Origin of the sequence: Roseomonas sp. GC11 (assembly GCF_024437745.1) — a bacterium.
Taxonomy (GTDB): domain Bacteria; phylum Pseudomonadota; class Alphaproteobacteria; order Acetobacterales; family Acetobacteraceae; genus Pseudoroseomonas.
On sequence record NZ_JANFNY010000023.1, the window covers coordinates 1 to 20,258 of the forward strand.

The 20,258-nt window shown below is 68.0% G+C and carries 18 protein-coding genes and 3 tRNA genes; 18 read left to right on the top strand and 3 right to left on the bottom strand.

Features of this window, described 5'->3' with window-relative positions; genetic code table 11:
• Positions 1 to 274, bottom strand: a 274-nt coding sequence (locus tag NON00_RS09250) for an NAD(P)H-hydrate epimerase (protein WP_305123279.1), incomplete at its 3' end; no start/stop codon positions are given.
• Between the two features lie 195 nt (positions 275 to 469).
• Here NON00_RS09250 and NON00_RS09255 point away from each other — a divergent pair.
• The 3 genes from NON00_RS09255 to NON00_RS09265 are packed head-to-tail and all read left to right on the top strand — an operon-like array spanning position 470 to position 3,166.
• Positions 470 to 1,294, top strand: a complete 825-nt coding sequence (locus NON00_RS09255) for an ABC transporter ATP-binding protein (RefSeq protein ID WP_256020036.1) — start codon at positions 470 to 472, stop codon at positions 1,292 to 1,294.
• Positions 1,284 to 2,165, top strand: coding sequence for an ABC transporter permease (locus NON00_RS09260; RefSeq protein WP_256020037.1), 882 nt, complete (start codon positions 1,284 to 1,286; stop codon positions 2,163 to 2,165). The genes NON00_RS09255 and NON00_RS09260 overlap by 11 nt, the downstream gene beginning before the upstream one ends.
• A 56-nt stretch (positions 2,166 to 2,221) precedes the next feature.
• The gene (locus NON00_RS09265; RefSeq protein ID WP_256020038.1) at positions 2,222 to 3,166 is read left to right on the top strand and encodes a hypothetical protein; all 945 of its coding nucleotides are present in this window, start codon (positions 2,222 to 2,224) and stop codon (positions 3,164 to 3,166) included.
• 66 nt (positions 3,167 to 3,232) lie between these two features.
• Here the strand turns inward: NON00_RS09265 and NON00_RS09270 are convergent, their stop codons facing one another.
• Positions 3,233 to 4,009 carry an EAL domain-containing protein gene (locus NON00_RS09270; protein WP_256020039.1) on the bottom strand — a complete coding sequence of 259 codons (777 nt, stop codon included), beginning with the start codon at positions 4,007 to 4,009 and terminating at the stop codon, positions 3,233 to 3,235.
• A gap of 115 nt (positions 4,010 to 4,124) precedes the next feature.
• Here NON00_RS09270 and NON00_RS09275 point away from each other — a divergent pair, with 115 nt between their 5' ends.
• Positions 4,125 to 6,518 (top strand): 1-deoxy-D-xylulose-5-phosphate synthase N-terminal domain-containing protein, encoded by a 2,394-nt coding sequence (locus NON00_RS09275; protein WP_370688691.1) that lies wholly within the window; start codon positions 4,125 to 4,127, stop codon positions 6,516 to 6,518.
• 146 nt (positions 6,519 to 6,664) lie between these two features.
• Here the strand turns inward: NON00_RS09275 and NON00_RS09280 are convergent, their stop codons facing one another.
• Positions 6,665 to 7,858, bottom strand: coding sequence for a pyridoxal phosphate-dependent aminotransferase (locus NON00_RS09280; protein ID WP_256020040.1), 1,194 nt, complete (start codon positions 7,856 to 7,858; stop codon positions 6,665 to 6,667).
• A gap of 173 nt (positions 7,859 to 8,031) precedes the next feature.
• Here NON00_RS09280 and NON00_RS09285 point away from each other — a divergent pair.
• The 14 genes from NON00_RS09285 to nuoF all read left to right on the top strand — a co-directional run bounded on the left by NON00_RS09285 (position 8,032) and on the right by nuoF (position 20,255).
• Positions 8,032 to 8,116, top strand: a tRNA-Leu gene (locus tag NON00_RS09285).
• A gap of 46 nt (positions 8,117 to 8,162) precedes the next feature.
• Complete coding sequence (gene tig / locus NON00_RS09290) at positions 8,163 to 9,503, top strand: trigger factor (RefSeq protein ID WP_256020093.1); 1,341 nt, start codon at positions 8,163 to 8,165, stop codon at positions 9,501 to 9,503.
• Positions 9,504 to 9,784: 281 nt separating this feature from the next.
• Positions 9,785 to 10,426: an ATP-dependent Clp endopeptidase proteolytic subunit ClpP gene (gene clpP, locus NON00_RS09295; RefSeq protein ID WP_256020041.1), complete on the top strand. Its 642-nt coding sequence runs from the start codon at positions 9,785 to 9,787 to the stop codon at positions 10,424 to 10,426.
• Between the two features lie 166 nt (positions 10,427 to 10,592).
• Complete coding sequence (clpX, locus tag NON00_RS09300; protein ID WP_256020042.1) at positions 10,593 to 11,849, top strand: ATP-dependent Clp protease ATP-binding subunit ClpX; 1,257 nt, start codon at positions 10,593 to 10,595, stop codon at positions 11,847 to 11,849.
• A gap of 144 nt (positions 11,850 to 11,993) precedes the next feature.
• Positions 11,994 to 14,408, top strand: coding sequence for an endopeptidase La (gene lon / locus NON00_RS09305; protein ID WP_256020044.1), 2,415 nt, complete (start codon positions 11,994 to 11,996; stop codon positions 14,406 to 14,408).
• 198 nt (positions 14,409 to 14,606) lie between these two features.
• Positions 14,607 to 14,888 (top strand): HU family DNA-binding protein, encoded by a 282-nt coding sequence (locus NON00_RS09310; protein WP_305123280.1) that lies wholly within the window; start codon positions 14,607 to 14,609, stop codon positions 14,886 to 14,888.
• A 146-nt stretch (positions 14,889 to 15,034) separates the two neighbouring features.
• Positions 15,035 to 15,109 (top strand) — tRNA-Val (locus NON00_RS09315).
• Between the two features lie 91 nt (positions 15,110 to 15,200).
• A tRNA-Asp gene (locus tag NON00_RS09320) sits at positions 15,201 to 15,277 on the top strand.
• Positions 15,278 to 15,502: 225 nt separating this feature from the next.
• A complete protein-coding gene (locus NON00_RS09325; RefSeq protein WP_256020046.1) occupies positions 15,503 to 15,871 on the top strand; it encodes an NADH-quinone oxidoreductase subunit A in 369 nt (122 codons plus the stop codon).
• Between the two features lie 7 nt (positions 15,872 to 15,878).
• Positions 15,879 to 16,433: an NADH-quinone oxidoreductase subunit B family protein gene (locus NON00_RS09330; RefSeq protein ID WP_256020047.1), complete on the top strand. Its 555-nt coding sequence runs from the start codon at positions 15,879 to 15,881 to the stop codon at positions 16,431 to 16,433.
• On the top strand, positions 16,426 to 17,091 hold the full coding sequence (locus NON00_RS09335) for an NADH-quinone oxidoreductase subunit C (protein ID WP_370688692.1): 666 nt from the start codon (positions 16,426 to 16,428) through the stop codon (positions 17,089 to 17,091). Before NON00_RS09330 ends, NON00_RS09335 begins: the two co-directional genes overlap by 8 nt.
• Entirely contained in the window at positions 17,088 to 18,305 is a 1,218-nt protein-coding gene (locus NON00_RS09340) for an NADH-quinone oxidoreductase subunit D (protein ID WP_256020048.1), read from the top strand. The genes NON00_RS09335 and NON00_RS09340 overlap by 4 nt, the downstream gene beginning before the upstream one ends.
• Positions 18,302 to 18,943, top strand: a complete 642-nt coding sequence (gene nuoE, locus NON00_RS09345; protein WP_256020049.1) for an NADH-quinone oxidoreductase subunit NuoE — start codon at positions 18,302 to 18,304, stop codon at positions 18,941 to 18,943. The genes NON00_RS09340 and nuoE overlap by 4 nt, the downstream gene beginning before the upstream one ends.
• 4 nt (positions 18,944 to 18,947) lie before the next feature.
• Positions 18,948 to 20,255: an NADH-quinone oxidoreductase subunit NuoF gene (nuoF, locus tag NON00_RS09350; protein ID WP_256020050.1), complete on the top strand. Its 1,308-nt coding sequence runs from the start codon at positions 18,948 to 18,950 to the stop codon at positions 20,253 to 20,255.
• Positions 20,256 to 20,258 lie beyond the last annotated feature (3 nt).

The window sequence follows — 20,258 nt, forward strand, 5'->3', positions numbered from 1 at the left end:
CGGCATCGCTGCCCGGGCGCGGCGGGGCCAGCGCCGCCACCGCCACCGGCCAGCCGGCGCGCTCCAGCAGCCGCGCGGCCACATAGCCATCGCCGCCATTATGACCGGGGCCGGCCAGCACCAGCACGCGGCAGGGGCGGAACCGCGCGCGAATCGCCCGCGCCAGGGCGGCGCCGGCGGCGTCCATCAGCACGGGGCCGGGGATGCCGGAGGCCATCGCCAGCCAGTCAGCCCGCGCCATCTCGGCCGGGGTGAGGAGTTCATGCGGGGTCATGCGGGAAGGGTAGGGGGGTTCCGGAAAGGTGACGAGATGGGGGCTCCGCCCCCAGGCCCCCCGCTGGGGGGACAGGGTCCCCCCAGACCCCGCCTTCAGGGGGGAAGGGATTGGCGCGGCGCTTGCTTTGGTGGGGGCAGGGCTGGCATTGCCGCCAGGCTTGAGCGTGAGACAGTGGCGGGGGCACAAAGGGTCATGGCAGCGCAGGAACGGCCATTCGTGGAGATCGACCAGGTCTCCATGCGCTATGGCGGGGTGGAAGGCACCCTCGCCCTGAAGGATGCCACGCTGCATATCCGGCGCGGCGAGTTCGTGGCGGTTGTCGGGCCTTCGGGCTGCGGCAAGTCCACGCTGATGAAGCTGGTCAGCGGGCTGTGGCCCTCCAGCGCCGGCAGCGTCATCGTCGCCGGGCAGGAGGTGGACCGCCCGCTCTCCGTCGTCGGCATGGCCTTCCAGAACCCCACTTTGCTGCCCTGGCGCAGCATCCTGGACAATGTGATGCTGCCGCTGGAGGTGGTGGAGCCCCACCGCCGCCGCCTGCGCGCCGAGCGCGCCGCCTATGAGGAGAAGGCGCGCCGCCTGCTCGCCATGGTCGGCCTCGCCGGGTTCGAGAAGAAATTTCCCTACCAGCTCTCCGGCGGCATGCAGCAGCGCGCCAGCCTCTGCCGCGCCCTGGTGCATGACCCGCAATTGCTGATGCTGGACGAGCCCTTCGGCGCGCTCGACGTCTTCACGCGGGAGGATCTCTGGGCGCAGCTGCAGGAGGTCTGCCTGACGCTGAAGCCCACCGTCATCCTGGTGACGCATGACCTGAAGGAGGCGGTCTATCTGGCGGACCGCGTGCTGGTCATGTCCTCCCGCCCGGGCCGCATCCTGGCCGAGCGCAGCATCCCCTTCCCCCGCCCGCGCCGGCTGGACGACACCTACAGCGCCGAGTTCCAGGCCCTGGTGCATGAGCTGCGCGACCGCATCAATGCCGCCCGGCAAGGGGAAGGCCAGGAGACCGCCGATGCCGCATGACGCGCCCACCCCGCCGCCCGCTCCGGCCCAGGCCCGCGGCAGCGCCAATGCCCGCCGGGTGGAGGCCATGGCCGCCGCCGCCCGCCGCCGCCGCCGGCTGCAGAAGCTGCTGCCCTGGCTGATCATCCTGGCCGCCTTCCTGCTGTGGGAAGCGGTGGTGCGCGGCTTCCAGGTGGACCCCTTCATCCTGCCCGCGCCCTCCGCCGTGGCCGCCAGCATGGTGCAGTGGTGGCAGCCATTGCTGGACAATGCCTGGCAGACCCTGCTCACCACCCTGGCCGGCTTCGCCCTGGCCATTGTCTTCGGCCTGCTGCTCGGCGTGCTGATCGGCAGCTCGACGCTGCTCTATCACGGGCTCTACCCGCTGCTGATCGGCTTCAACTCGGTGCCCAAGGTGGCGGTGGTGCCGGTGCTGGTCATCTGGTTCGGCATCGGCACCGTGCCGGCCATCATCACCGCCTTCCTGATCAGCTTCTTCCCCATCGTGGTGAATGTCGCCACCGGCATCGCCACGGTGGAGCCGGAACTGCGCGACGTGCTGCGCGCCCTCGGTGCCCGCCCCTCGGACATCATCCGCAAGGTCGGGCTGCCGCGCGCCATGCCCTATTTCTTCGCCTCGCTGAAGATCGCCATCACCGTGGCCTTTGTCGGCTCCATCCTGGCGGAGACGGTGGCGGCCAACAAAGGCATCGGCCAGCTCATGATGTCGGCCAGCAGCCGCTTCGACGTGCCGCTGGTCTTCGCCGGGCTGATGGTGACGGCGGTGATGGGCGTGGCCATGTATGCCGTGGCCGTCGCCATCGAGGAGCGCACCACCGGCTGGGCCATGCGCGGCCAGGCGGAGCAGAATGTGGCCAGCCTGAACGGTTGACCCGCCGTGCCCACCCGTCCATGGCGGGTGGGCCACCCAGCAGGAGGGGCCACGCCGTGCCGGTTGTCTTCGAGGACGCGCATCTCCAGGTCATCCACGCGCCCGGGGAGAGCGGCTATGCCCTGGCCACCTTCAACACGCGCGACACCCGGGCCAATGGCAGGGTCTTCTTCGCCCAGCCGCTGCACCAGAAATACGGGGTGGAGTGCTTCGGCTTCGTCTCCCGCGCCGCCAACTGGTATCCGCACCCCTCGATGGCAGCGGCCGCCGCGGCCATCGCCCCGCTGCGCCGGGCGCCGCTGATCGGCTATGGCCACAGCCAGGGCGGCTATGCGGCGCTGAAATATTCCCGCCTGCTTGGCCTCGCCGGGGCGGTAGCCAGCGGGCCGCAGGTCAGCATCGACCCGGCCGAGGGTCTGGCGGACCGGCGCTTCACCCACCATTTCGACCCCGCCCTGCACCAGGGCATGCGCATCGTGGCGGAGGATCTCGCGGGGCGGCTGGTGCTGGTCTATGACCCCGCCTATCCGCCGGATGTCGAGCATGCCGAGGCGATCCGGGCGCTGTCCCCGGCGGTGGAGCCGCTGCATCTGTCGCATCTGAACCACCGCACCGTGGTGGCGCTCAGCCCTTCCACCGTGCTGCTGCCGCTGTTCACCGCCATTCTGGAGGGGAGCCCCCTGGCCCCGGTGGCCCTGGCGGCGCGGCAGGCGCGGCGGCGGCACCCGCAATATGCGGTGTATCTGGCGCGGGCGGCGCTGGTGCGGCGGCGCCCGCTGGTGGCGCAGCGCCTGCTGGAGCCCTGGCGCCCCGAAGAGCTGAAGCCCCCCCTGGCCAAGGAGCGCAACCTGCTGCTGGCCCGCGCCTATGCGCGGCAGCGCCGGCATGAGGAGGCTTTGCGCCTTTATGACGTTCTGCTGCGCGACCACCCCTCGGTGGAGATCTATGCGCGCGAGGCTGAGCGCTCCCGCCAGGCTGTGGCGCGGCGCCAGAAGCTGTAAAAGTCTTTTTGCTTCTTTTTCTTCAGAAAAAGAAGTTTCTTCCTCGATTTATTTTATTTTGAATTTTCACTGCCCCGGCAGCGTGAGGGCGGGCAGTGCCTCGAATCCCGGCCGCCCGAGCAGGTAGCCCTGGAACAGGGTGAGGCCGAGTTCGCGCAGCGCCTCGAACTCGGCTTCCGTCTCCACGCCTTCGGCGAGGACGGCGCAGCCGAGGTCGCGGCACATGGCGACGACGTGGCGCAGGATGGTGCGGCGGGCGCGGTCGTGGTCGACGCCGTGCACCAGGGCCATATCGAGCTTCACGACATCCGGCTGGAAATCGGCCAGCAGCCCCAGCCCGGAATGCCCGGCGCCGAAATCGTCGATGGCGGTGCGGAAGCCGATCTCGCGGTAGCTGGCGAGGATGCGGCGCAGATGGGCGGGGTCGCGCATCAGCTCCTGCTCGGTGAATTCGAAGACGAGGCGCTCATGCGGCAGGCCGGTGCGGCGGGCGGCGTCCAGCGTGGTGCGGATGCAGGCGCGCGGCTCATAGACGGCATTGGCCATGAAATTGACCGAGAGCAGCGCCGCCTGGGCCGTGAGGCCGAGGCGGGTGGCCAGCTCGATGGCGCGCACGCGGCAGGTCTGGTCGAAGGCGTAGCGGTTTTCCTCCGTCACCTGGGCGAGCACGCTGGCGGCGCTTTCCCCCGCCGGGCCGCGCACCAGGGCCTCATAGCCATAGAGGCCGTGCGTGCCGTCCGCCCCCCAGCGCAGGATCGGCTGGAAGGCCATGGAGAGGGGCGGGACGGCGACTCTGGCCTGGCAGGCGGCGCAGGGCTGGCGGGGCGGGGCGGCGGAGTCCATGCGGGCGCACTTTTCCGGTTGGGCAATGACGCATTCTGCGGCACGTTGGTGGATAAAAGATGGATCGCGCCACCCTGCGCCCCGCCGGGCCTGGGCATCCGGCCGAGGGGGAACGATGAACGCGACACCCGACCCGCGCGCCCTGCGCGCCGCCGAGGACCCCGCCCGCCGCCTGCGCCTGCTGCGCGCGCTGGAGCGCAAGCTGCTCTGGCTCTCGGCCTGGATGATCCACCACGCCAACCACCTGCGCCCCAACCGCGACGGGCTGAAGGTGGGCGGGCACCAGGCTTCCTCCGCCTCGGTCGCCGCCATCATGACGGCGCTCTATTTCGACATCCTCCGCCCGGAGGACCGGGTGGCGGTGAAGCCGCATGCCGGCCCCGTCTTCCATGCGGTGAACTACCTGCTGGGCCGCCAGGGGCGGGAGAGGCTCGCCACGCTGCGCCAGTTCGGCGGCATCCAGCCCTATCCCAGCCGGGTGAAGGATGGGGGGGAGGTGGATTTCTCCACCGGCTCGGTCGGGCTCGGCGTCGCCATGACCAGCTTTTCCGCGCTGGTGCAGGATTATGTCCACCTCCAGGGCTTCGCCCCGCCGGGGCAGAAGCGCGGCCGGCATGTCGCCATCGTGGGCGATGCCGAACTGGACGAGGGCAATATCTACGAGGCCCTGCTGGAGGGCTGGAAGCATGATGTCCGCGATGTCTGGTGGGTGATCGACTACAACCGCCAGAGCCTCGATTCCGTGGTGCCGGACCGGCTCTTCGGCCGGATCGAGGGGCTGTTCCGCGACATGGGGTGGAATGTCGTCACCCTCAAATATGGCCGCCGGCTGGAGGCGGCCTTCGCCCGGCCGGAGGGCGAGCATCTGCGCCGCTGGATCGATGACTGCCCGAACAGCCTCTATGCCGCGCTCACTTTCCAGGGCGGGGCGGCGTGGCGGGCGGCGCTGCTGGCCGATCTCGGGCGGCTGCCGGGGCTGCGCGCCATCATCGACCCGCTGACGGATGACGAGCTGGCCGCGCTGATGACCAATCTCGGCGGCCATGACATCGAGACGCTGACCGAGGCCTTCCGCGCCCAGGAGGCGGCGGGGGACCAGCCCACCTGCTTCATCGCCTATACGGTGAAGGGCATGGGTCTGCCCTTCGCCGGGCATAAGGACAACCATGCCGGGCTGATGACGAAGGAGCAGATGGAGGCCTTCCGCGCCGGGATGGGCATCCGCCCCGGCCATGAGTGGGACCCCTTCGAGGGACTGGACATTCCGGAGGCGGAGCTGCGCGCCTTCCTGGCGGAACTGCCCTTCGCCCGGCCGCTGACGCCGGCGGGGCGCTGCCTCTCCGCCCCCGCCGTACCGGTGCCGGAGCATTTCCCGCCGCCGCGCCTGCCGCCCAACCGGATTTTCTCCACCCAGGCCGGTTTTGGCGAGCTGATGGCCGAGATCGGCCGCGGCAACCGGGAGATGGCCGGGCTGGCCGGGCGCATCGTCACCACCAGCCCGGATGTGACCGTCTCCACCAGCCTCGGCCCCTGGGTGAACCGGCGCGGCATTTTCGACCGCCACCGCAAGAATGATGTCTTCCGCGATGCCCGGCTGGCCAGCGCGCAGCGCTGGGGCATGTCGCCGCAGGGGCAGCATGTCGAGCTTGGCATCGCCGAGCAGAACCTCTTCCTGGTGCTGGGCGCGCTGGGGCTGGCGGACCGGCTGCACGGGGCGCGGCTGCTGCCGGTGGGCACGGTGTATGACCCCTTCGTCAACCGGGGCCTCGATGCGCTGATCTATGCCTGTTACCAGGATGCGCGCTTCCTGCTGGTCTCTACCCCCTCGGGCCTGACCCTGGCGCCGGAGGGCGGGCAGCACCAGAGCAGCAACACGCCGCTGATCGGCATCGCGCAGGACCGGCTGGCCAGCTACGAGCCGGCCCATGCCGATGAGCTGGCCATCCTGCTGCGCCATGCCTTCGCCCATATGCAGAAGCCGGATGGCTCGGCGGTGTGGCTGCGCCTGTCCACCCGCGGCATCCCGCAGCCGGAGCGGGAACTCGACCCGGCGGCGGTGATCGCCGGCGGCTATTGGGCGGTGCCGCCGGCGCCGGGGGCGCGCCTGGCCATCGCCTACCAGGGGCCGGTGGCACCCGAGGCCTGGGAAGCCTTTTTTCAGCTCAGGGAGGAGGAGCCGGGGGCGGGGCTGCTGGCCATCACCAGCCCGGACCGGCTGCATGCCGAGTGGCTGGCCAGCCGCCGCGCGGCGCGGCGGGGGCCTGGGGTGCCGCCTTCCACCATCGAGGCGCTGCTGGCCCCGCTGGCGCCCGGGGCGGCCATTGTCTCGGTGCTGGATGGGCACCCGGCCGCCCATGCCTGGATGGGCGCGGTGAAGGGCCACCGTGTGGTGCCGCTCGGCGTGGACCGCTTCGGGCAGGCGGGGGATATCCCGGATCTCTACCGGGAATATGGCCTGGATGTGGAGGCCATCCTCGATGCCTGTGCCCAGGCGATTTTAGAAAATTAAAAGCGTTCTTTTTTGAAAAAAAAGAACCAAAAAACTTTTTTCAGTTGGCGTCTCGCTTCAGGCCTGAGGCGGGACGCCAAACGGAAAGAAAGTCTTTTTGCTTCTTTTTCTTCAGAAAAAGAAGATTCTGAAAATTATAAAATAAATCAAAGGTTTCGCAGATAGCCATCCAGCCGCGCCATGGCGTCGCGCGCCAGTTCGGGCGAGACGGCGAAGCAGAGGCGGAGCTTGCCATCGGGGTCGGCGCCGAAGGCCGCGCCGGGGGCCAGCCCGACCTTGGCCTGGCGCAGGATGCGCACGGCGAGGGCGCGGCTGTCGGTTTCCCCCTCCACCGAGAACATCAGGTAGAAGCTGCCTTCCGGCGCCTGCACTCGGACCTTGGGGATGGCGGCGAGGCCCTCGCTGAAGATGCGGCGGCTCTCGCGGCAGCGGGCGACCATGGTCTGGATGAAGCCATCCCCCTGTTCCAGCGCGGCGATGCAGGCGTGCTGGATGAAGGTGGGGATGGAGGTGGTGTTGTACTGGCTGAGATTGTCGAAGACCGGGGCCATGCCCTCGGGGAAGATCAGCCAGCCGGCGCGCCAGCCGGTCATCGCCCAGTTCTTCGAGAAGGTGTTGGAGATCAGGAGCCTGTCGCTGGCGTCGCAGACCTCGAGGAAGGAGGGCGCGATGGCGTTGCCATAGGTGAAGTGGTTGTAGACCTCATCCGAGAGCAGCCACAGCCCGCGCGCGCGGGCGAGGTCGCGCAGCGCCGCCATCTGCCCCTTCTGCATCACCCAGCCGGTGGGGTTGGAGGGGGAGTTGATGGCGATGACGCGGGTGCGCGGGGTGATGGCGGCCTCGATATCGGCCAGTTCCAGGCGGAAGGCGCCCGATTCGTCGCGGTGCAGCGGCACGGGCACGGCGGTGCCGCCCAGCACCTGCACCGTGGCGGCGAGGTTGGGCCAGTGCGGGGCGGGGTAGATCACCTCGTCACCCGGGCTGAGGATGGCCTGGAGCCCCTGCATGATGGCGTTCATGCCGCCGGTGGTGATGGTGAAGCGGCTTTCCGCCACCTCCACCCCCCAGTGGCGGCGGTGGTAGGCGGCCAGGGCCTCGCGCAGGCGCGGCAGGCCGAGGGCGTAGGTGTAGCGGGTATGGCCGGCGCGCATCGCCTCCGCCGCGGCCTCGACGACGAAGGGCGGGGTGGGCAGGTCGCCCTCGCCGATCCACAGCTTGATCACCGCCGGGTCCTCGCGCGCCAGGTCGGCGATCTCGGCGATCTGGTTGATGGCGAGGCCGCGGATGCGCTCCGGCAGGTCGTCCAGCGGGGTCGGGGCGGGGGCGAGGGCGGTGCTCATGCGGTTCCTCCTGAGGCGCCAGCTGGGGCACCCGTTGGGGCACCAGTTGAAGCGCCGGAGGTTGTGCCGGGGGTCGCGGGGCGGCGCAAGCGGGGGGAGATGCGCTCCGCTCTTTCAATGCGCGGCCGGCTGCGCTAAACGCGCCGGCTCATGGAGACGCCGGCACTGCGTTCGCGGGCGTGGTGGAATTGGCAGACACGCTGGATTTAGGTTCCAGTGGCGCAAGCCGTGGGGGTTCAAATCCCTCCGCCCGCACCATTGGACAAGGCCGGCCGAGACTAGACCTTCAGGAGCATGTGTGGCGATGCAGGTGACCGAGCTGGCAGCCGAGGGGCTGAAGCGGGCCTTTACCGTGGTGGTTCCGGCGGCGGAGATCGCCACGGCGCGTGATCAGCGCCTGGCCTCGCTGGCGAAGGAGATCCGCATCCCGGGCTTCCGCCCCGGCAAGGTGCCGATGGCCGTGGTGAAGCAGCGCTATGCCTCCGCCGTGATGGGCGAGGTGCTCGAGGAGCAGGTCCAGGGCGCGACCAAGACGGTGGTGGACGAGCGCGGCCTGCGCCCGGCCGTGCAGCCGAAGATCGAGCTGGTGAAGTTCGAGGAAGGCTCCGAGCTGGAGTTCAAGATCGAGCTGGAGCTGCTGCCCGAGATCCCGCTGCCGGATTTCGCCGCCATCGCGCTGGAGAAGCCCGTCGCCAAGATCAGCGACGAGGAGATCACCAAGGCGCTGGAGGGCATCGCCGCCCGCAACCGCAACCTTGAGGACGTGACCGAGGCCCGCCCGGCCACCACCGGCGACGTCGTGGTGACCGATTTCGAGGGCCGCCTGGTCGAGGGTGACACCGTGAGCGAGCCCTTCCCGGGCGGCACGGGCACGGACATGCCGGTCGAGATCGGCGGCAGCGGCTTCATCCCCGGTTTCGCCGAGGGCCTGGAGGGTATCCAGATCGGCGAGACGCGCGAGGTGGACGTCACCTTCCCGGCCGAGTACGGCGCGGCGGAGCTGGCCGGCAAGCCGGCGCGCTTCAAGCTGACCGCCAAGGGGCTGAAGAAGCCCGTCTCCCCGGCGCTGGACGATGAGTTCGCCAAGAAGCTCGGCCTGGAGAGCCTGGACGAGCTGAAGAAGCGCATCGGCGAGTCGCTGCAGGGCGAGTATGACCAGCTCTCCCGCCTGAACGTGAAGCGCAAGCTGCTGGACGCCCTGGCGGCGCAGGCCAGCTTCGAGGTGCCCCCCTCGATGGTCGAGGCCGAGTTCGGCCAGATCTGGCAGCGCGTCGAGGCCGACCTGAAGGCCGGCAACCTCGACGAGGAGGACAAGGGCAAGGATGAGGACACGCTGAAGGCCGACTACAAGGCCATCGCCGAGCGCCGCATCCGCCTGGGCCTGCTGCTCTCCGAGATCGGCCGCAGCAACAACATCCAGGTGACGAACGAGGAACTGTCCCGCGCGATGCGCACCGAGGCCCAGCGCTACCCGGGCCAGGAGCGTGCCGTGATGGAGTTCTTCCAGAAGAACCCGCAGGCGATCGACAACCTGCGCGCCCCCATCTTCGAGGAGAAGGTGGTGGACTTCATGCTGGAGCTGGCCAAGGTCTCCGAGAAGGAAGTCCCCGCCGGTGAGCTGACGGCCGAGCCGGCCGCGGCCTGACCTCCGGCCGCCATCCGGCCCCCCGCCCGGCCCCGCGCCGCGCGGCAGGGGCCGGCAGGGTTGGCCTGGGTATGGCCCGGTTCGGGCATGGGCTGGCGGGCCGGGGCGGAAATTCCGCCCCGGCTCGTTTGCATGAGGGGACCCCTCTTTCGCGTCCGCTTCGGCTGCCCCATGTTAATCCTGGAAGCGTTAGGGTGACGGCGGCGGGCCGGTGCCGGAGTGCCAGGGGCAGGAGTCCCGGGCAGATGCCGGTGCCCCCCGCCACCGCGAGAGGATGCAAAATGCGGGACCGCGATCCGGTCGAACTCTACAACAATCTCGTCCCGATGGTCGTCGAGCAGACCGCGCGGGGCGAACGGGCCTTTGATATCTATTCGCGCCTGCTGAAGGAGCGGATCATCTTCCTGACGGGTCCGGTCTACGACCAGATGTCGTCCCTGATCTGCGCCCAGCTGCTGTTCCTGGAGAGCGAGAATCCGAACAAGGACATCGCCTTCTACATCAACAGCCCGGGCGGCGTGGTCTCGGCCGGCCTCGCGATGTACGACACGATGCAGTACATCCGCAGCCCCGTCAGCACGGTGTGCCTCGGCATGGCGGCCTCGATGGGCAGCCTGCTGCTGACCGCCGGCGCCAAGGGCAAGCGATTCGCCCTGCCGAACAGCCGGATCATGGTCCACCAGCCCTCCGGCGGCGCCCAGGGCCAGGCGACGGATATCGAGATTCAGGCGCGCGAGATCCTGGCGCTGCGCAAGCGGCTGAACCAGATCTATGTCAAGCACACCGGCCAGCCGATCGAGGAGATCGAGCGCAAGCTGGAGCGTGACAGCTATATGTCGGCCGAGGAGGCGAAGGAATTCGGCCTCATCGACGAAGTGGTCCTGGAGCGCCCGCTCGCTCCGGCCGAGACCCCGAAGGGGTGACGGGCAGGGGGGCAGCGGCCTTGGCCGCGCCCTTCCACCCCCTCCGCACCGCGGGGGGAGGGGCGGCGCGCACCGTCCGCCCCCCGTTCCGCTTCCCCCCGGATGACAGGGGGGCTACAGTCCCGCAAGATCCGCCGGCCCGATGCCGGTGGGTCCAGGAGCGCGCATGAGCAAGTCCGGCGACTCGAAGAACACCCTCTACTGCTCGTTCTGCGGCAAGTCCCAGCACGAGGTCCGCAAACTCATCGCCGGCCCGACGGTCTTCATCTGCGACGAGTGCGTCGAACTCTGCATGGATATCATCCGTGAGGAGCACAAGACGCATCTGGTGAAGTCGCGCGACGGGGTGCCGACCCCGCGCGAGATCTGCAAGGTGCTGGATGACTACGTGATCGGGCAGGAACACGCCAAGCGCGTGCTCTCTGTTGCGGTGCACAATCATTACAAGCGCCTGGCGCACGGCGGCAAGACCGGCGAGGTGGAGATCGCCAAGTCCAACATCATGCTCGTGGGCCCGACGGGCTCGGGCAAGACGTTGCTGGCGCAGACGCTCGCGCGCATCCTCGACGTGCCCTTCACCATGGCCGATGCCACGACGCTGACCGAGGCCGGCTATGTCGGCGAGGATGTGGAGAACATCATCCTCAAGCTGCTCCAGGCAGCCGACTACAATGTGGAGCGGGCACAGCGCGGCATCGTCTATATCGACGAGGTCGACAAGATCAGCCGCAAGTCCGACAACCCCTCGATCACGCGGGATGTCTCGGGCGAGGGCGTGCAGCAGGCCCTGCTGAAGATCATGGAAGGCACCGTGGCCTCGGTGCCGCCGCAGGGCGGGCGCAAGCACCCGCAGCAGGAATTTTTGCAAGTTGACACCTCCAATATCCTCTTCATCTGCGGCGGTGCTTTCGCCGGGCTGGAGAAGATCATTGCGGGCCGCGGCAAGGGCTCGGGCATCGGCTATGGCGCCGATGTGCGCGGGCCCGATGAGCGCCGCACCGGCCAGATCCTGCGCGAGGTCGAGCCCGAGGACCTGCTGAAATTCGGCCTGATCCCGGAATTCATCGGCCGCCTGCCCGTCGTCGCCACGCTGGACGACCTGGACGAGAAGGCGCTGATCGAAATCCTGACCAAGCCGAAGAACGCCCTGGTCAAGCAGTACCAGCGCCTGTTCGAGATGGAGGCCACCAAGCTGACCTTCACCGAGGACGCGCTGCGCTCCGTCGCCACCCGCGCCATCCAGCGCAAGACCGGCGCGCGTGGCCTGCGCTCGATCATGGAGGGCATCCTGCTCGGCACCATGTTCGACCTGCCGGGGCTCGAGGATGTCGAGGAAGTCGTGGTGAACAAGGAGGTGGCCGAAGGCCGCGCCGCCCCACTGTTCATCTATGGTGAACGGGCAGCGGAGCAGACTTCCGCTTGAGGCCGGCCCGGCGATGTGAGCGGGGCAGGCCTGCATGGCTTGCCCCGCCCATCGGCCGGACCCATCTCATGGGAATTCCCCGTGGTGCGGGGCCGCGCCGATGATCGGGCGGACCTGCGCCGACTGTCCTGAGTGAGGTCCCCTATGGCGGATAATAAACCCGAAGTGCTGAGCGGCGAATTGCTACCGGTGTTGCCGCTGCGGGACATCGTCGTCTTCCCGCATATGATCGTCCCGCTCTTCGTGGGGCGGGAGAAGAGCGTGCGCGCCCTGGAAGCCGTGATGCGCGAGGACAAGCAGATCCTGCTTGTCGCCCAGCGCAACGCCGCCCAGGACGACCCCGGCTCGGGCGACCTCTATGATGTCGGCACCGTCTCCACCGTGCTGCAGCTGCTGAAGCTGCCGGACGGCACCGTCAAGGTGCTGGTGGAAGGCGGCAAGCGCGCCCGCGTGCTCGGCTTCAAGGAGACCGACCAGTATTTCGAGGCCTATACCTCGGCGATGGACGAGGAAGGCGCGGAAGGCTCGGAGGTCGAGGCCCTGGCCCGCACCGTGGTCGGGCAGTTCGAGCAGTATATCAAGCTCAACAAGAAGATCGCGCCCGAGGTGCTGGTCTCGATCAACCAGATCGAGGATTCGGCCAAGCTCGCCGACACGGTCGCCAGCCACCTGAACCTGAAGATCGCCGAGAAGCAGGAGCTGCTCGAGATCTCCGGCGTGCCGGCGCGGCTGGAGCGCGTCTTCGCCCATATGGAGAGCGAGATCGGCGTCCTCCAGGTGGAAAAGCGCATCCGCAACCGCGTCAAGCGGCAGATGGAGAAGACCCAGCGCGAGTACTACCTGAATGAGCAGCTGAAGGCGATCCAGAAGGAACTGGGCGAGGGCGAGGACGGCAAGGACGAGGCCGCCGAGCTGGAGGCCAAGATCAAGGCCACCAAGCTCTCCCCCGAGGCGCGCGACAAGGCGCTGGGCGAGCTGAAGAAGCTGCGCTCCATGTCGCCGATGAGCGCCGAGGCGACGGTGGTGCGCAACTACCTCGACTGGATCCTCTCCATCCCCTGGAAGAAGAAGTCGAAGGTCCGCAACGACCTGGCCAAGGCCGAGGAAGTGCTGGACGCCGACCATTACGGGCTGGAGAAGGTCAAGGAGCGCATCCTGGAATACCTGGCGGTGCAGTCGCGCTCGCCCAAGGTGCGCGGGCCGATCCTCTGCCTCGTCGGCCCCCCGGGCGTCGGCAAGACCAGCCTCGGCAAGTCCATCGCCAAGGCGACCAACCGCAACTTCGTGCGCATGTCGCTGGGCGGCGTGCGGGATGAGGCGGAGGTGCGCGGCCACCGGCGGACCTATATCGGCTCCATGCCGGGCAAGGTCATCCAGGGCATGAAGAAGGCCAAGACCTCCAACCCGCTCTTCCTGCTGGACGAGATCGACAAGCTTGGCGCCGACTGGCGCGGCGACCCGTCGAGCGCCCTGCTGGAGGTGCTGGACCCGGAGCAGAACGGCACCTTCGGCGATCATTACCTGGAGGTGGATTACGACCTCTCGGACGTGATGTTCGTCACCACCGCCAACAGCCTGCGCATGCCGCAGCCGCTGCTGGACCGCATGGAGATCATCCGCATCCCCGGCTACACCGAGGATGAGAAGGTGCAGATCGCCAGGCGCCACCTGCTGCCCAAGGTCACCGAGGCCAACGGGCTGAAGGAGGGCGAGTGGAGCGTGACGGATGAGGCGCTGCTCGACCTCGTGCGCTACTACACGCGCGAGGCCGGCGTGCGGAACCTGGAGCGCGAGGTGGGCGGGCTGGCCCGCAAGGCCGTCAAGGAGATCGTCTCCAAGAAGGCCAAGAAGGTCGCCATCAACCGCAAGAACCTCGAGAAATATGCCGGGGTGAAGAAGTTCCGCTATGGCGAGGCCGAGGCCGAGGACATGGTGGGCGTCGTCACCGGCCTGGCCTGGACCGAGGTGGGCGGCGAGATCCTGACCATCGAATCGGTCATGGTTCCCGGCAAGGGCAAGGTGCAGACCACCGGCAAGCTCGGTGACGTCATGCAGGAAAGCGTCTCCGCGGCGATTTCCTATGTGCGCAGCCGCTCGGTCAGCTTCGGCATCAAGCCGACGATGTTCGAGCGCCGCGACATCCACGTCCATGTCCCCGAGGGCGCGACTCCGAAGGATGGCCCTTCGGCCGGCATCGCCATGGCGACCTCGATCGTCTCGGTGCTGACGGGCATTCCGGTGCGCAAGGATGTCGCCATGACGGGCGAGATCACGCTGCGCGGCCGCGTGCTGCCGATCGGCGGCCTGAAGGAGAAGCTGCTGGCGGCGCTGCGTGCCGGCATCACCACGGTCTTCATCCCTAAGGACAATGAAAAGGATCTCGCCGAGATCCCGGACAATGTGAAGAAGGGCCTGAAGATCCACCCCGTCGCGCATGTGGACGAGGTGATCAGCCAGGCTCTGGTCCGCCCCCCGGAGGCGATTTCCTGGACCGAGCCGGAGGAGGCGCCGCCCGCCGCCGATGGCAAGGCCGCGCAGCTGCCCAGCCTGCCGCACTGACAGAAAAAAGAAGGGGGTCCGGGGGAATTCCTTCCCCCGGCCTCTTTTTTTTGCGCCCCCCGTGGCCCGCCCGCATCAGCGCGACAAATTGGCGCGCTTCTCGTTCAACGTGACGTTGACGGCGGAAAATCGCACTGCCTAGTGTCGGGGTGACGCAGTTCGGCCACAGGGCTGATGCTGCCAAGCCACAGGCGGGGGATGAACCACGTGAACAAGCAGGATCTCGTCGCGGTTGTCGCGGAGACCGGGGAGCTGTCGAAGGCGAAGGCCGGAGAGGTGCTCGATGCGGTGTTCGATGCGATCAGCCATGCGCTGAAGGAGAAGAAGGAAGTCCGTCTGGTGGGCTTCGGGACTTTCTCGACCTCGCGCCGCAAGGCGGGCAAGGGCCGCAACCCGCGGACTGGGGAGGAGATCGAGATCGCGGCGACGACGACGGTGCGCTTCAAGGCGGGCAAGGCGCTGAAGGATGGGCTGGGCTGACCGGCCCGGCCATCCTGGCGCGGGAAGGGGAGGGGGCCGGCTTTGCCGGCCCTTTGTCGTTCTGAGGCTCAGGTCGTTCTGAGGCCTGGGTCATTTTGGGCTTGGCGCCGGCATGGTGGCGGCGCTAAGCGCAGGCTTGCTGGTGCGGGCGCTTAGCTCAGCGGTAGAGCGCCTCGCTTACACCGAGGATGCCGATGGTTCGAATCCGTCAGCGCCCACCAGAAGGTTTCCCAATCAAATCAATGCACAAAAAACGCAGAGGGCGTGTTGACAGGAGCCTCTCCTGGCCGTATTTCCCCTCTCACGACGCAAGCGGGTGTAGCTCAGTCGGTTAGAGCGCCGGCCTGTCACGCCGGAGGTCGCGGGTTCGAGCCCCGTCACTCGCGCCAGTCGTCTAGGCAAAAACGCCGCCCCGGAGAAATCCGGGGCGGCGTTTTGCTTTGGCATGTTTTCGTCTTTGAATGTTCCGCAAGCCTCTCCGGGCTATGGCGAAGCGTGCGTTGGGGGGGTAATGTCCGCCCAGCGCTGCGCTGCGGTATTCCCTGCGGCGTGGCTCGCCATGCGCTCCCCTGCGCTGGCTTAGTGGGCCGCAGGCCCGAGGGACGGACGCAAACATGACCCAGCCCCTGCTGGCGAACTATTTCCCGATCCTGGTCTTCCTGGCCATTGCCGCCGCGATCGCGGTGGCCATGGTGGGCGGCAGCGTGCTGGCGGCCCGCCAGAAGCCCTATGCGGAGAAAGTCTCCGCCTATGAATGCGGCTTCGAGCCCTTCGATGACACGCGCCGGCGCTTCGATGTGCGATTCTACCTGGTCGCCATCCTGTTCATCATCTTCGACCTCGAAGTGGCCTTCCTCTTCCCCTGGGCGGTGACGCTCGGGCAGATCGGCTGGTTCGGCTTCCTGTCGATGATGGGGTTCCTCGGCGTGCTCACGGTGGGTTTCATCTATGAGTGGCGCAAGGGCGCCCTGGACTGGGAGTGAGCGGCGGATGAGCGCGAACGAACAGCTGGCCTGGAACAGCCAGGCCCTGGCGCCTGGAGCCGAGCAGGACGCCGTCCTGAAGGGCGTGACGGACGAGATCGAGGACAAGGGCTTCATCGTCGCCAACCTGGACAAGGTGGTGAACTGGGCCCGCACCGGCAGCCTCTGGCCGATGACCTTCGGCCTGGCCTGCTGCGCCGTGCCGATGATCCACGCCTATATGCCGCGCTACGACCTGGACCGCTTCGGCGTGATTCCGCGCGGCTCGCCGCGCCAGTCGGACGTGATGATCGTGGCCGGCACGCTGACCAACAAGATGGCCCCCGCGCTGCGCAAGGTCTATGACCAGATGGCCGAGCCGCGCTGGGTCATCTCCATGGGCAGCTGCGCCAATGGCGGCGGCTATTACCATTACAGCTACAGCGTCGTGCGCGGCTGCGACCGCGTCGTGCCGGTGGATGTCTATGTCCCCGGCTGCCCGCCGACGGCCGAGGCGCTGGTCTACGGCATCCTGCAGCTGCAGAAGAAGATCCGCCGGACGGGGAGCATCCTGCGTGGCTGACGAAACCGCCCTCGACACGGCGGAGGCGCCGCGCGCGCCGACCGCCCAGGAAGCCCTGCTGGCCACCGTGCTGGGCGCGGTGCCGGACGGCGTCGTGACCGCCTCGCGCATCGCCCGCGGGGAAGAGGTTGAGATCCGCATCCGCCGCGAGGCGCTGCATGGCGTGATGCGCCTGCTGCGCGAGGATCCGCGTCTGGCCTTCGAGCAGTGCGTCGACATCTGCGGCGTGGACTGGCCGGGGCGCGCCGCGCGCTTCGATGTCGTCTACAACCTGCTGTCGATGACGCATAACCAGCGCATCCGCGTCATCACCGAGACGGACGAGTCGGTGCCGGTGTCCACCGTCTGCGACATCTGGCCCTCCGCCACCTGGTATGAGCGCGAGACCTGGGACATGTATGGCGTCATCTTCGACGGCCAGCCCGATCTCCGCCGCATCCTGACCGATTACGGCTTCGAGGGGCATCCGCTCCGCAAGGACTTCCCGCTGACCGGCTTTGTCGAGGTCCGCTACGATTCCGAGCGGCAGCAGGTGGTCTACGAGCCCGTGACGCTGCAGCAGGATTTCCGCAATTTCGATTTCCTCTCGCCCTGGGAAGGCATGACGACGCTGCCCGGCGACGAGAAGGTGCACCTCAACCGGATCACCCGCGAATGAGCCTCAGCACCGACGACACCCCGGCCGCCGGCGGCACCCGCACGGTCGAGATCGACAGCCACACCATCAATTTCGGCCCGCAGCATCCGGCGGCGCATGGCGTGCTGCGCCTGATCCTGGAGATGCAGGGCGAGGTGGTGGAGCGCGCCGACCCGCATATCGGCCTGCTGCACCGTGGCACCGAGAAGCTGATCGAGCACAAGAGCTACCTCCAGGCGCTGCCCTATTTCGACCGCCTGGACTATGTGGCCCCGATGGCGCAGGAGCATGCCTTCGCCCTGGCCACGGAAAAGCTGCTCGGCATCCAGGCGCCGATCCGCGCGCAGTATATCCGCGTGCTCTTCGCCGAGATCAGCCGCGTGCTGAACCACATCCTGAACATCACCACCTATGCGCTGGATGTGGGCGCGACGACGCCCTCCCTCTGGGGCTTCGAGCAGCGCGAGGTGCTGCTGGAATTCTATGAGGCGGCCTCCGGCTCGCATTACCACGCGAATTATTTCCGCGCCGGCGGCGTGGCCAAGGACCTGCCGGCCGGGCTGACCGAGCGCATCGCCACCTGGGCGGAGCAGTTCCCGCGCTTCGTCGACGATATCGAGCGCCTGCTGACGGGCAACCGCATCTTCAAGCAGCGCACCGTCGATATCGGCGTGATGACGGCGGAAGAGGCGATGGCCTGGGGCTTCACCGGCCCCTGCATCCGCGCCTCCGGCTGCGCCTGGGATCTGCGCCGCAGCCAGCCCTACGACATCTACGAGCAGCTCGATTTCGAGATTCCCGTGGGCACGCATGGGGATTGCTATGAGCGCTACCTGGTCCGCATCGCCGAGATGCGCGAGAGCCTGAAGATCATCAGGCAGTGCCTGGCGCAGATGCCGGGCGGGCCGATCAAGGTCCAGGACACCAAGATCGCGCCGCCGAAGCGGGCGGAGATGAAGCGCTCGATGGAGGCGCTCATCCACCACTTCAAGCTCTATTCCGAGGGCTACCACGTGCCCGAGGGCTCGACCTACACCGCGGTCGAGGCGCCGAAGGGCGAGTTCGGCGTGTTCCTGGTGGCGGACGGCACCAACCGCCCGTATCGCTGCAAGATCCGCGCCCCCGGCTTCGCCCATCTGCAGGCGATGGAGAAGCTGTCCAAGGGCCACATGCTGGCCGACGCCGTGTCCGTCATCGGCAGCCTGGATATCGTGTTCGGAGAGATCGACCGGTGAGCGCCCAGCACAACGTGGAGCACCACGAGGAACCCGCGAGCTTCGCCTTCGACGCGGAGAGCGAGGCGCAGATCGAGAAGATCCTGAAGCGCTACCCGGAAGGCAAGCAGGCGAGCGGCGTCATCCCGCTGCTCTATGTCGCGCAGAAGCAGATGGGGCGTGCCACCGGCAGCGCCTGGGTGCCGCGCGTGGCGATGGACACCATCGCCGAGCGCCTCGGCATGGCGCCGATCCGCGTCTATGAAGTGGCGACCTTCTACTTCATGTTCAATACCAAGCCGATCGGGCGCTTCCACCTGCAGGTCTGCGGCACGACGCCCTGCTGGCTGCGCGGCTCGGACGAGGTGCTGCGCGCCTGCAAGGAGGCCGGCCACCTCAAGGGCTATGGCGACACCAGCGCAGACGGGATGTTCACCCTGACTGAGGTTGAATGCCTCGGCGGGTGCGTGAACGCGCCCATCCTGCAGGTGGATGACGACTACTACGAGGATCTCGACTACGAGAGCACGGTGAAGCTGATCGAGTCGCTGAAGCGCGGCGAGCGGCCGAAGCCGGGCAGCGCCAAGGGCCGCCTCTGCAGCGCGCCCGAGGGCGGGCCGGAAGTGCTGCTCGATATCCCGCTGTCGGAGGGGAAGTGACGCCATGGCGCTGAGCGACAAGGACCGCATCTTCACCAACCTCTACGGCATCCATCCCTGGGGGCTGAAAGAGGCGCGGCGCCGCGGCAACTGGGACGGCACCGCCGGCCTGATCGCCAAGGGCCGGGACTGGATCATCGAGGAAGTGAAGCAGTCCGGCCTGCGCGGCCGTGGCGGCGCCGGCTTCCCGACCGGCATGAAGTGGAGCTTCATGCCGAAATCCAACCCGGATGGCCGGCCTTCCTACCTCGTCGTCAACTGCGACGAGTCGGAGCCGGGCACCTGCAAGGACCGCGACATCGTCCGCAACGATCCGCACACGCTGATCGAGGGCTGCCTGCTGGCCGGCGTCGCCATGGGCGCGCATGCCGGCTACATCTACATCCGCGGCGAATACTACAACGAGCACCTGGTGCTGCAGGCCGCGATCGACGAGGCCTATGAGGCCGGGCTGCTCGGCAGGAACGCGGCGGGCGGCGGCTGGGATTTCGACCTCTACGTCCATCGCGGCGCCGGCGCCTATATCTGCGGCGAAGAGACGGCGCTGATCGAGAGCCTGGAGGGCAAGAAGGGCATGCCGCGCCTGAAGCCGCCCTTCCCGGCGGCTGTCGGCCTCTATGGCTGCCCGACCACGGTCAACAATGTCGAGACCATCGCGGTGGTGCCGACGATCCTGCGCCGTGGCGCCTCGTGGTTCTCCTCCTTCGGGCGGCCGAAGAATTCGGGGACCAAGATCTTCTGCATCCAGGGCCATGTGAACAAGCCCTGCAACATCGAAGCCGAGATGAGCATCCCCATGCGGGAGCTGATCGAGCGCTATGCCGGTGGCGTGCGCGGCGGCTGGGACAATCTGCTGGCGGTCATCCCCGGCGGCTCCTCCACGCCGCTGCTGCCCAAGCACATCTGCGACGACGTGCTGATGGATTTCGACGCGCTGCGCGAGCACCGCACGGGCCTCGGCACGGCGAGCGTGATCGTGATGGACAAGTCCACCGACATCATCAAGGCGATCGCCCGCCTCGCGGCCTTCTACAAGCATGAGAGCTGCGGCCAGTGCACCCCCTGCCGCGAGGGCATGGGCTGGCAGAAGCGCCTGATGGACCGCATGGTCGAGGGCCGCGCCGAGATCGAGGAGATCGACCTGCTGGAGGGCGTCACCCGCCAGATCGAGGGTCACACCATCTGCGCGCTGGCCGATGGCGGCGTGTGGCCGGTGCAGGGGCTGATCCGCCACTTCCGCCCGCTGATGGAAGAGCGCATCCGCCAGTACAAGCAGAAGCACGGCGGTGGCATGCCGCTGGCGGCGGAGTAAGCG